The sequence below is a fragment of the Serratia sp. PL7 genome (genome assembly GCF_945957435.1).
The window spans coordinates 129535-140850 of record NZ_CAMFLB010000005.1; the positions used below are offsets into that span (position 1 = coordinate 129535).

General features: G+C 53.5%; 9 protein-coding genes. 4 read left to right on the plus strand and 5 right to left on the minus strand.

Annotated features, from left to right (window positions below; translation table 11 throughout):
• Window positions 1-25: 25 nt before the first annotated feature.
• On the minus strand, window positions 26-658 hold the full coding sequence (locus N6G83_RS22895; RefSeq protein WP_211134475.1) for an FMN-binding negative transcriptional regulator: 633 nt from the start codon (window positions 656-658) through the stop codon (window positions 26-28).
• A 127-nt stretch (window positions 659-785) separates the two neighbouring features.
• Here N6G83_RS22895 and N6G83_RS22900 point away from each other — a divergent pair, with 127 nt between their 5' ends.
• Both N6G83_RS22900 and N6G83_RS22905 read left to right on the plus strand, forming a co-directional pair.
• Window positions 786-1328, plus strand: coding sequence for a LemA family protein (locus tag N6G83_RS22900; protein WP_211134474.1), 543 nt, complete (start codon window positions 786-788; stop codon window positions 1326-1328).
• Window positions 1329-1332: 4 nt separating this feature from the next.
• On the plus strand, window positions 1333-3417 hold the full coding sequence (locus N6G83_RS22905; RefSeq protein ID WP_211134473.1) for a DUF2207 domain-containing protein: 2085 nt from the start codon (window positions 1333-1335) through the stop codon (window positions 3415-3417).
• Window positions 3418-3456: 39 nt separating this feature from the next.
• On the opposite strand, the gene N6G83_RS22910 is transcribed toward N6G83_RS22905, so the two are convergent.
• Complete coding sequence (locus tag N6G83_RS22910; protein ID WP_211134472.1) at window positions 3457-4875, minus strand: MFS transporter; 1419 nt, start codon at window positions 4873-4875, stop codon at window positions 3457-3459.
• Between the two features lie 97 nt (window positions 4876-4972).
• Here N6G83_RS22910 and N6G83_RS22915 point away from each other — a divergent pair, with 97 nt between their 5' ends.
• Complete coding sequence (locus N6G83_RS22915) at window positions 4973-5803, plus strand: helix-turn-helix transcriptional regulator (RefSeq protein WP_074028035.1); 831 nt, start codon at window positions 4973-4975, stop codon at window positions 5801-5803.
• A 3-nt stretch (window positions 5804-5806) separates the two neighbouring features.
• On the opposite strand, the gene N6G83_RS22920 is transcribed toward N6G83_RS22915, so the two are convergent.
• Both N6G83_RS22920 and dinG read right to left on the minus strand, forming a co-directional pair.
• Window positions 5807-6436, minus strand: coding sequence for a LysE family translocator (locus tag N6G83_RS22920; protein ID WP_024527492.1), 630 nt, complete (start codon window positions 6434-6436; stop codon window positions 5807-5809).
• A gap of 76 nt (window positions 6437-6512) precedes the next feature.
• Window positions 6513-8714: an ATP-dependent DNA helicase DinG gene (dinG, locus tag N6G83_RS22925; RefSeq protein ID WP_024527491.1), complete on the minus strand. Its 2202-nt coding sequence runs from the start codon at window positions 8712-8714 to the stop codon at window positions 6513-6515.
• A gap of 383 nt (window positions 8715-9097) precedes the next feature.
• Between dinG and N6G83_RS22930 the strand changes: the two genes are divergently transcribed.
• Window positions 9098-9817, plus strand: a complete 720-nt coding sequence (locus tag N6G83_RS22930; protein ID WP_260524029.1) for a MurR/RpiR family transcriptional regulator — start codon at window positions 9098-9100, stop codon at window positions 9815-9817.
• Between the two features lie 112 nt (window positions 9818-9929).
• Here N6G83_RS22930 and N6G83_RS22935 read toward each other — a convergent pair whose 3' ends face one another.
• Complete coding sequence (locus tag N6G83_RS22935) at window positions 9930-11309, minus strand: glycoside hydrolase (RefSeq protein WP_074028032.1); 1380 nt, start codon at window positions 11307-11309, stop codon at window positions 9930-9932.
• Window positions 11310-11316: the final 7 nt, after the last annotated feature.

Consider the following 11316-nt stretch of genomic DNA (forward strand, 5'->3'; position numbering starts at 1 on the left):
TGATTCGGTTTGCAATAAGCATACCTTATCCGCGACGGCGCTCAACCTCATCGGCAAGTTGCTGTTGGCAATCGTCACCGGCTCGCAGGCCGTCAATCACCCCGTCGATGTCGGCAGCGCTGCGGTTCTGGCTCATTTTCCATTTCCCTTCACGCCGGGTGACGGCGATTTCGATGCCGACAATGCCTTTGATATTGGCGGCAATATACTCCGCTGGCGCATCGTCAACACGCCAAGGTTGCGGCTGATTGCCTTCATGCACCGCCGTCAGTTCCGTTAGCAGTTGGCGCAGCCAGACGCTATCTTGCGTGACCGTTGGCGTCCCCCACAGGTGGACGGCAGCATAGTTCCAGGTCGGCACGGCTTTGCCGGTGCGCCGCTTGGTTTCATACCATCCCGGCGAGATATAGCCCTCAGCCCCCTGAAACACCACCAGGCATTCTTGCCCGGCTTGCAGCAACGACCAATGTGGGTTGCCTCGCGACAGATGCGCCCTGAGCGTCACCTGCCCTTGATCATCGGTATCAATAAGAAAGGGGATCGGATCTGCTACCAAACCCTGTGGCCCCTGGCTAACGATCAGCCCCAGAGGATTGGCGCGCACCAAGGCTATCTGGGCGTCTAAATCGTCTTCACGGAATGACTCTAGTTGATACATGGCTTAGGTTTTCCTTGTGGATTGGGGCTTGCTGGACATAGCGAGATTTACCCACCCTAGCGGAATAAGATAGTATCCATAAACATACAATGGAATGATGTATTCCCCATCAAACATGGAATGAAAAATGGAAATCTATCTCACTCTGGCCGCGATCGCCGTGGTGCTGATCTGGTCCGTGATGACTTATAACCGCTTTATCTCCCTGCGCCGTTTCAAAGACGAAGCCTGGAGCGGTATAGCGGTGCAGCTCAAACGCCGCCACGATCTGGCCCCCAACCTGTTGACCCTGGTGAAGCGCTACACTCTGCATGAGAAAGAGCTGTTTGAAACCCTCTCGCGCCAGCGCGGCGACCTGGTTGGCAACACCCCTCAGGTTGCCGAGAGTGAAAAAGAGTTTTCTGGTGCTTTGAGCCGCATTTTTGCGCTGGCAGAAGCCTACCCGGAACTGAAAGCCAACCAAAACTTCCTCTCCCTGCAACAATCTCTGGCAGAGATCGAAGAACAGTTGCAAATGGCACGCCGCTATTTCAACGGTACGGTGCGCGATTTCAATATTCTGGTGGAGTCGTTCCCCAGTTTAATCCTGGCCCGGCTGTTTAATTTTAAAGCGGATGCGTTCTTCGAACTCGAAGATCCTGAAGAAGCTAAAGTTCCACGGATGGACTAGCACGATGGCTGCAATATCAGGTTTGTTAGTGCGCGTATTATGGGTGTTATCGCTATTGATGACAGCAGCCGCGCCGGCTACGGCTGATGATATCGCCGTTGGGGCAGCCCCCGTTGCCGAGGCTCCCGACAGAGAGGCTGTGCCAGCAAGTGCTCCCCGTTGGGTACGTGCCTATGAGCATATTCTCTCATTTGATACCCATGCGCACTTTAACCCAGACGGCAGCATGGAAATGCGGGAAAACATCAAGGTGCTGTCTTTAGGGCAAGAGATACGCCGTGGGATTTTCCGCACCCTACCGCTCACCTGGAACCGCCAGGACGGCAAGATTTTCAGCGTCGATTATCAGATCAAAGAAGTATTGCGCGACGGCGTTGCCGAACCCTATAGCCTGGATAAAACATCAAAGACGCTGACAGTGCGTATTGGTAGTGCCGAGCACATCTTGCAACCGGCGATTTATAACTACCAGATCCGCTATCAGGTCAGTAACCACTTCAGCCGTTTCCCCGAGTGGGACGAACTCTACTGGAACGTCACGGGGAACGATTGGGCCTATCCAATCACCAAGGCCAGCTTCCAACTGGAGCTGCCGGACGCCAGTAATTATCTGGATAACGAAGGTAGAGACTCCCGGCTGCGTTCCATCGATGTCTATACCGGAACGCTGGGCGCAAAAGAGCACAACGCCAGCATACTTCCCGACGGAGGAGTGCAAACCACGCAACCGCTGGACCAAGGCGAAGGACTGACCGTTGTCTACACCTGGCCACGCGATATTCTGGCCGGTGCCGCTGCCCCGCAAGCATCTTCACCGTTGGTGCACCTGCTGTTACCCACGCTGGCAACCAGTGCGATCTGGATACCAGTGCTGCTGCTCGCGGTCTATTGTTTGTGGTGGTGGCGTAACAACGTGACCGCAATTGGCTTGAAGATGCCGCCGGTTGTGCCGCTATATACGATGCCTACCACCCTGTCGCCAGGCTATTTGCGGTTTATTACCCAGCGTAAGTACGACGACGTGGCTTTCAGCAGCGATTTGCTGGAGCTGGTCGCCAAACGTGGCGCAGCGATCACGCTTAAAGCGAGCAAATCCACAGGCCCGTGGTTTTCCAGGTTTCAATCGGCGGATGAACAATGGTTATCGTACCAACCAGATGACAATAACAAGCGCTTGACCACCAGCGATAAGCAGTTACTTGGCCTGCTGTTTAGCGGCAGTCGCAAAAATATCAACCTCGGCCTGGCCTATCAGCGACCAATGCAAAATGCTCGTAAATGGTTGGAAAAACGCAGTGAAGACCAGCGTGAGAAATTATTCAACAAATGGGGTAAACCGGTGCGCCGCGCAGTCTATATCATGCTGCTGATCCCGGTGATCTGCGGGGCGTTGTTTAATCTCGGCGCGGCAGTAATCACCATTCCTGCCCTGATTTTCCTGCTGTTCGGGATCTTGCTGCTCTCTTTACCGTTGAGATTTTTATTGAGCCCGAGAAAAACCTGGAATACTTTTGGGTTCATCCCCTTGGTTATTGCTCTTCTATTTGGCCCGTTAACCACCTTTGGCGGTGGCGCTTTCTTATTTGGCATGTTGCCCCTGACGCAGTTTCCAGCCGGGTATATTGGCGCGCTGCTGGCCGCCATTCTGCTATGCATGACTTTTGGCTGGATGATCCCGCGATACACCCAACGGGGGCTGAATGATTTGGCCACTGCGCAAGGGCTGAAACTGTATCTGGGTACGGCCGAGAGAAATCGCTATCAGGCACTTTACCCACCCGATCAATTGGTTGCCCATTTTGAAAGCCTGTTACCGGCGGCGCTAGCGCTCGGCGTGGGCAAGACCTGGGCCAATACCTTTGCCGAATACCTCAGTAAATCCGGGGCTATGTCGGAAGCCTTTGTCGACGCAGACTGGCAGCGCGTGAATCGCTTTAGTCGTTCCTGTACCGCATCGTCTATGGCGACACCCAGCAGCAGTTCAAGCTCCGGTTCAAGTTCATCAGGCTCCAGCTCCAGCGGTTCTGGATCGTCCGGCGGTGGCTCATCGGGTGGGGGTTCCGGCGGCGGCGGCGGTGGAGGCTGGTAAATAGTAACGCAGCGCCGGGCAAACCGGCGCAATAATGCGTTAACCGCCCCTGCCTAACTGCCGGTGGGTAAGGAGCAGCAGGACCAAAGCAACCAGCATCGCCAACAGGTTGTAGCCCATAGCACCAGCAAAGGCTCTGGCATAGTGCTGTGGCTCTGCTCCCCCGGCCAGCAGCGGAACAAAGAACATGCCGCTGGCCGCTATCCCCAGAGCACCGCCTACCTGCTGCACTGTAGACACCAAACCTGCTGCCATACCTGCCTGATGCTCCTTCGCCAGGCCAAGCACCCAATTAAGCAATGGCGTCATACTCAATGCCTGACCAAAACCCAAAATCATCAGGCCGGGTAACAGTTGTAACGGATGGCTGAACGCACGTCCCCATAGCACCTGCACCACCAGCAATATCATGCCACTGGCGTAGACCACCACCCCACCAGCCAACACAATATTCCCCCAGCGTTGCACCCAGCCCGGAGCCAAAAAGGAGGCCAGCATAAAGGCGGCGCTGGCCGGAGCGAACAGGCACCCCGCCTGGAACGGCGTCAGCCCTATTCCGGCCTGTAACAGTAGGGCAAAACAGAGGAAGAATGAGGATGCGGTGGAGTAAATCGCCAGCACAATTACCGTGCCGCGGGCAAAGTGACCTTGGCGAAATAGGGCCAGATCGAGCACCGCATCACCGGAGTGACGGGCAAGTTGCCGTTCCCAACGCACAAACCAAGCTGACAGCCCCACTGCCAGCACCATCATCGGCGCAATCCACCAAGGCCAGTGACGCGATGGGCCTTCCAGTAACGGGAACAGTAACAGCAGCAAACCGCCAGCGGCCAGCAGCAGACCTTTAGCATCGAGTCGCTGGGCCTGCGCCAGTCTGGACTCAGGAATGCGTCGCGCCGCCAACGCCGCCAGCACGCCAATCGGCAGGTTGATCAGAAAGATCATGCGCCAACTGCTGCCCAGAATATTGGCCTCGATAATCAAACCGCCCAACACCTGGCCACAAATCGCCGCCAACCCAAGCGTCATCCCCAAACGAGCAAAGGCTCGCCGCCGCTGCTCTTCGCCATATAGCACACGCAATAAGGCATAAATTTGCGGAAACAGCAGCGCTGCCGCTGCACCTTGCAAAAACCGGGCAACAATCAGGACCCACAGCGACCCCGCCAGACCGCAAAGCATCGAGGTCAACGCAAAAGCCAACATACCGTAGCTAAACATACGCCGCCGACCGAAACGATCCCCCAATCGCCCACCGGCAATCAGTAAAATACCAAAAGCCAGTTCATAACCGGCGATAATCAACCCAACCCCGGCAAAGCTGGCGTTGAACTGCTGCTGGATCACCGGCACCGCCACGTTAACCACAAACAAATCGAACATGGTGACGAACCCACCAAGTAGCAACACCGGCAGCCCTGGTAATCCAGCCTTACTGTCAGACAAACTCTGTTCCATAACGCCCCCTGATATCATGATGGCGGCAGTATGGAACATGCTTTAAAGTGTTACTATATAGCCAGTTATACTATTACTGAGAGTAACAGGACCCACGATGCCACCACGTACCCTTAACCGAACCCGCCAAGAGTTGGCAGACTTTCTGCGTATGAAGCGTGAAAAACTCTCCCCCCAGGCCGTTGGACTTCCGAGCGGTACGCGGCGGCGCACGCCAGGGCTAAGGCGTGAAGAAGTTGCCGCATTAGCTGGCGTAGGCCTGACTTGGTACACCTGGCTGGAACAGGGGCGGGAAATCAACGCTTCGGTAGAGTTTCTTGAGGATCTGGCGCGGGTTCTGAAGCTGGATGTGACCGAACGCTATCATCTGTTTTTACTGGCGCATCAGCGGCCACCGGTGGTAGCAGGCCATCAATGGTGCCAGGTTACTCCCTTGGTACGCCGCTTGCTGGACGATCTCACCCTACGCCCGGCCTATGTAATGAACCTGAGTTGGGATATTATCGCTTGGAACTCGGCGGCAGACCGCCTGTTTACTATCGCTGAGCGTCAGCCAGAACAGCGCAATATGCTGTGGATGTTGTTTGCCGATCCCGAACTCAATCAGCGGCTGATGGGATGGCTGGAGCAGGCCCCACAAATTCTGGCCAGCTTTCGCCGTGATTACGCCCGCGCCCCGCAAGATGCCACCATGTTGCAACGCATTCAGGCTCTGAGCGATGTGTCCCCCCAATTTCGCCAGCTGTGGCAACGGCACGATATTCATGGCCGCTGCCAGGGGCAACGCACTTTCCTGGTTGCAGGAGCAGGCGAAGTGACGTTTGAACACGCCTCGTTTATTGTCGATGAAGACAACCACCTGCGGTTGGTCATGTACAGTGCACAGCCTGATTGCCCAGCCAGTGCCGCCTTTGAGGCAATGCTCTGAAGCTTATTTCCGACTGTCGAAAATAAGCTTGCAAGCCAACCCGGCAAATACCCCTGCCAACAAATAATTCGGCCAACGAGCGCTGAATTGGCGGCCAGTAAAGCGGCTTTTTAAACGGTTTACCACCAGGATCACGGCACCGTTAATCACCAGACCAATAGCATTCAAGATAGTGGCCAGAATCAGCATCTGAGCCACCACGGAACCACTCTGCGGATTGATAAACTGCGGGAATAGCGCCAGCACAAACAGCGCCATTTTCGGATTGAGAATATTGGTCAACAAGCCCTGCTGAAAAATTCGCCTTACTGAAACGGCCTGTAACCCGGCGGAGGCCTGCAAACTACTGCCTGAACGCAGCGTTTTCCATGCCAGATACAGTAAATAGGCCGCCCCTAACAAACGTACTGCATCATAGGCCAGCGGCAGCGCGACAAACAGCTGTGAAAGGCCCAGCGCCGCCGCCAAGGCGTGGCAATAGGTTCCCAGCTGTATCCCGGCCAACGAAGCGAAGCCAGCACTTTTCCCCTGGCTTAGGCTTCGGGAAGCTATCAACAACATGTCCGGGCCAGGAGTCACCGTCAGTGCCAGACAGGCACCAGCGAATAACAACAACGTAGATATTTCCACCATAATTCACCTGAGCAACGGGGTTAAAGAGCAAGCCTCAATAGTAGTTAGAAAGTTGTTTTTTGCCAGAATACATTTGTTAGCGGGTACGGCGGCGAGCAAACGGATTCTTGCGCTTTTTCTCTTTCTTGGTGGCCTCTGCCGCAGATTTTAACGCCGCCTTATGGGCTTTGTCCGCTTCCGGCACCTCGCGCTGTTCGATCGGGAACACCGGTAGCGCTGCCAACAAACGTGAACCGTAGCTCTTGGTCAACAGGCGGCGGTCATAAATCACAATTTCACCGTGACACTCGTTGCTACGGATCAGACGACCTACCTGTTGGATCAGGTTAAACGACGCGCTTGGCAAACTCTGCACCTCAAACGGGTAACGATTGAGGGATTTAAGCCATTCGCCCTCGGTGAGGATCACCGGGCTGTCGATCGGCGGGAAGGCAATCTTGTGGATATGCACCTGGGTCAGCAGTTCACCTTTCAGATCCAAGCCTTCGGCAAATGACTGTAACCCAACCAACACGCTGGCAGTGCCCTTCTCTACCCGCTTACGGTGCTCTTCCACCAGCCGGTAACGCGGCTGATCGCCTTGCACCAGCAACATCAGACGCAGATCGGTGACATAGCTGAGGAAGGTCTGCATCGCACGGTGGCTGCTGAACAGGATCAGCATCCCTTTATGCTGACCGCTAGCCTGCTCGCCACGGAAAAAGCGCGCCATCTCTTCCAGATGCTCGGCCTCGTTGGCCATCGCCGGTTCAAAACGCATCTTGGGAATGACGATTTTACCCTGTTCGACGTGATTAAACGGCGAAGACAGCGTTTCGAAGCGATCGCCCGCCTTTTCGCTCAGCCCGCTCATCTCTTGCAGCCGTGAAAAGCTATTCAATGAACGTAACGTTGCCGAGGTGATCACCACGTGCGGCACCTTGCGCCACAGCAGTTTTTCCAACTGATCGCTGACGCGGATGCCCACGCAATGCAGGTAAAGATGGGTAACGTTATCGCGTAGCTCACGCGCAATCCATTTGGAGATCGGCGCATTGGAGGATTTGTCCATCGCCGCCAGCCGCCACAGCTTGCTCATCGCCTCCAGATAGCCCAGCGTGCGGCTCATCTGGATGATGGAACGATGAAGCCGTACAATATCGTGCTTGCCGGTCTGCTCTGTGAGATCGTTAAGAATAAATTCGGCCAGGCCGCGCAGGCCGTCGGTCAGTTTGAACAGACGCGCGCAGATCTCGACCATCTCCGCAGGCAGTTCGCCCATTTCGAAGCGATATTCGGCGTTGCCGCTGTCTGGCGGCAGATAGGCGTTAGCCTGGTGCTCAAAAATCTGGATCAGCTCACGCAATTCTTCACAGTGGTTTTTTAGCCGTTCGCTATTGGCCAACCCCGGCGGGTTCTTTGGCCGGTACTGCGTCATGCACTGTTCTACCTGGCGCACGATCATATCGAGCTGGAGGTTGGTTGACAGCGCGGTGATCTCACCGTCAATCTCCAGCGCATCTCGTGCCACTTCAGGTAGATGATGGCCTTCGTCCAGCACCAGCAGCAGCTCTTTCGGGTTCGGCAATACCGACTCGGTTTCCAGCGCCGCCATCACCAACGCATGGTTGGCTACCACCACATCGGCGGTTTCAATTTCTTTGCGGGCGATATAGAACGGGCATTCACGAATATAGTGGCAGTTGCGCCCCAGGCAGTTGGCCTTGTCGGTACTCAGCTTGCCCCATAAGGGGTCATCAATCGATAGCTGGTAGTGATCGCGCAGGCCATCCCATTCATGGCGCGCCAGGGCTTTCGCCAGCTTTTGGCACAGCGCCTGCTCTTCACCGCTGGACGGCGCTAGCTCGTCTTCGTCCAGGTACAGCATCAGATCGCCCTGCTCGACCACGTCGGTGCTCATCGCCGCCAGATTGCGCGGACAAACATAGCGCCCACGGCCAAACGCACCGGTGAATTTCAGATCGGGAATGATCTTTTTCAACAGCGGTAAATCTTTGCTGTAGATCTGATCCTGCAGCGCCACGTTGGCGGTACTGACCACCAGCGGTTTGCTTTCGGCACGGCCAACGGCAATACCCGGTATCAGGTACGAGAGCGTTTTACCCACGCCGGTGGGCGCTTCGATCGCCAGATGGCGAGGGTAATCTCCGGCCAGGGTCTTCGCCACTTCGGCAATCATCTGCCGCTGAGGGGCACGCGAAATAAAATCCGGTATTTGCTGCTGCAGGGCTTTGTACCACTGGCCGATCTGATCTTTAACTGCGGGGGAAAGCGCCATTCAACTCTTATCTAAACGAAATGATGGCGCTATTGTCCCACAGACCGCCCGCGGCGTCAGCCCGAGTTACGGTTGGCTTGCCAACATTGCGAAACACACCGCAATGCAAGCCCGCTCTTGCTTGCTACGGTGTCATCATAGCGATCGGCATCGCATCCTTCAGGCTGGTTAACCCATTTTGGCTTGTGCATTACCGTTGCCCCATAACACCAAAATAAACACGATTAATGTGTGTCTCTATTTTTCATAGAAAAAGACCGGAGCCAGAATGATACTCCCCTGCTCTTCCTCTATTTTCATGCCTAAAGTTATTATCGTGATCGACTATTCATACGTCTCATTGCACTTGTGCTATTGTCCTATCATCGCATGAGGAGTGAATAATGGATCTGGCTAATCTTTTTCGTGACGTGCAGTTAAGCAAAACAGAAGTTACCGTACTCCAATACATTCAAACCAATCCAGAGTTATGTCTTAGTCAGGGCATCCGCAACGTGGCTGAACAATGTTACAGCAATCCGTCATCACTGGTACGGCTGGCGAAAAAATTGAAATTCAGCGGTTGGCTAGAGTTGGTTTACTTTATTAAATTTAATATTACCCTGCCTAAGCTGGATGTTACCAATGACATCGACTTTATGAATATTCAACCACCAGAACGACTTGAGCCTTTATTACACCGCTTGCAAAATGAGCGAATACTGATCCATGGCAGTGGTTTTTCACAGCTGATTGCGCAATATATTTATAATAAATTCCTGGTGATTGGCATCAATGCCAGCCTGGCTTTGTGGCCAGACTATGAAATTCTTGAACAAAAAAATGCTGCCAAGTTTGATTCGATCTGGATCATCTCCAAATCTGGCCGTAGCTCCTCTGCACTGAGTTGGTTAAATGCGCTGAAAGACAAGGATACCGAACTTATCTGCTTCACCGGAGATTACCAAAGTCCATTGGCCCAAGCAGCCAATACTGCTTTCATCATTCATGATCCACAAAAATATGACGATGATATTTACTGGTCTAATCCTTTTTTCGGTTACTGTATTCTTGGCTTTGAGCACCTGCTTAAACTCTGGTTCCACCAAAAACAAATCCCGTAATAAGATTGATGACGACACTGCTGAATGGGTACCCTCTACACTACGGGCCGGTTGTGATGTCTCGGCGATCTGAATAGTCAAGGCGGGCAGTTTTCACCCGCCATAACCAGAGTTATTGCCAAGAAGTAAACTGCGGTCCGCTGAGATAAGCGGTGACCAGCTTATCGGCCAGTGACCATGAACCGACCAATGGATGCGCCATTAATGCCCGTACGGCAAGGGATCTGTCCTGCTTCAGAATGGCCTCAACGGCAAGGCGCTCATACTCTTTCACACAGGAAATCATATTCTTTTGCGCGGTGGGAACATGGATTGGTGTCACCGGCTTCAGCCCCTCTTTGCTCAAGTCACAGCTGATTTCAATCACGTCGTCGTCACGTAAAAAATCAAGCGTGCCATTATTGGTCAGCGATACGACGATCCGCTTGGTGGCATCGCTATTAACTGCCTCAAGAATATCCAGCGCCACACCGGCATAGCCACCACTGTCTGGTTGTTCAATAAACTGCTGGAGGGTTAATGGTTCCCTGGTGTTGAATTTTTCCTGCTGTGACTCATTTTGCATATAGCTGTTTTCACGGCGCAAATAGTGCTTCATCCAGATATCAAACGCCTGAACCGGCCTGGCTTTAACATCAATAGACTGGAGTTCCTCGCGCATTTCCCAGTTGATATGGGCAATTTGCTCACCACGTGTCTCGCCCGACGCCTGAATAGCTTGCAGAGCCTCTTCTTTATAGTAGTAATAATAGAGATATTCGTTCAGCAATTGCTTATCGCACAGGCGCACCAACTCCGGTGAGAAATACTGCATTGCCGTTTTGCTGTACAGTTCCGGCTTGTTGATCAGGATATCGGTGACGTCTTTGCCCTGCACGGTAAAGTGAGTGAACCATGAAAAATGGTTTAACCCATAACATTCCACCTGCAAATCGCTCTCTGCGCACCCCAGAATTGCCGGTAGCTCGCGGATCAACTCCGAGGGTGCATCGCAAATACCATACACGCGGCGTTTAAACCCAGATTTGATTATCGCTTCGGTCACCAGCCCTGACGGATTGGTAAAGTTGAAGAGGATCGCGTCGCTGGCAGCGTGCTCTTCAATTAACCGACAATAGTCAAGAATGGCGGGTATGGAACGCATCGCCATGGCAAACCCGCCTGCACCGGTGGTTTCCTGGCCCAGCGTATTATGGTCTAGCGCAATACGCTCATCACGAATACGGCTCCCATCACCGCCAACGCGTAGCGTGGTGATCACATAGTTAGCCCCCTGCAAAGCGGTTTTTGGTTCGGTCGATAGGCTAAAATCGATATCCGGACGGATGGTTTTAAAAATATAGCTGGCGATCTGGCCAAATAACGCCAAGTTTTCTTCTGAATTATCTAAAAAAACCACCTCTTTTAGTCCGATACGATGCGCATTATACGCCAATGATTTAGCAAGAAATGCCGAACGAACGCCACCACCACCCAAAACTGTCAATTTCATATAAACT

Bases quoted from the DNA above. Each gene is read 5' to 3' on its own strand.
- N6G83_RS22900 (WP_211134474.1), top strand. From the start codon at position 786: ATGGAAATCTATCTCACTCTGGCCGCGATCGCCGTGGTGCTGATCTGG.
- dinG (WP_024527491.1), bottom strand. From the start codon at position 8,714: ATGGCGCTTTCCCCCGCAGTTAAAGATCAGATCGGCCAGTGGTACAAA.
- N6G83_RS22905 (WP_211134473.1), top strand. From the start codon at position 1,333: ATGGCTGCAATATCAGGTTTGTTAGTGCGCGTATTATGGGTGTTATCG.
- N6G83_RS22930 (WP_260524029.1), top strand. From the start codon at position 9,098: ATGGATCTGGCTAATCTTTTTCGTGACGTGCAGTTAAGCAAAACAGAA.
- N6G83_RS22920 (WP_024527492.1), bottom strand. From the start codon at position 6,436: ATGGTGGAAATATCTACGTTGTTGTTATTCGCTGGTGCCTGTCTGGCA.
- N6G83_RS22915 (WP_074028035.1), top strand. From the start codon at position 4,973: ATGCCACCACGTACCCTTAACCGAACCCGCCAAGAGTTGGCAGACTTT.
- N6G83_RS22910 (WP_211134472.1), bottom strand. From the start codon at position 4,875: ATGGAACAGAGTTTGTCTGACAGTAAGGCTGGATTACCAGGGCTGCCG.
- N6G83_RS22935 (WP_074028032.1), bottom strand. From the start codon at position 11,309: ATGAAATTGACAGTTTTGGGTGGTGGTGGCGTTCGTTCGGCATTTCTT.
- N6G83_RS22895 (WP_211134475.1), bottom strand. From the start codon at position 658: ATGTATCAACTAGAGTCATTCCGTGAAGACGATTTAGACGCCCAGATA.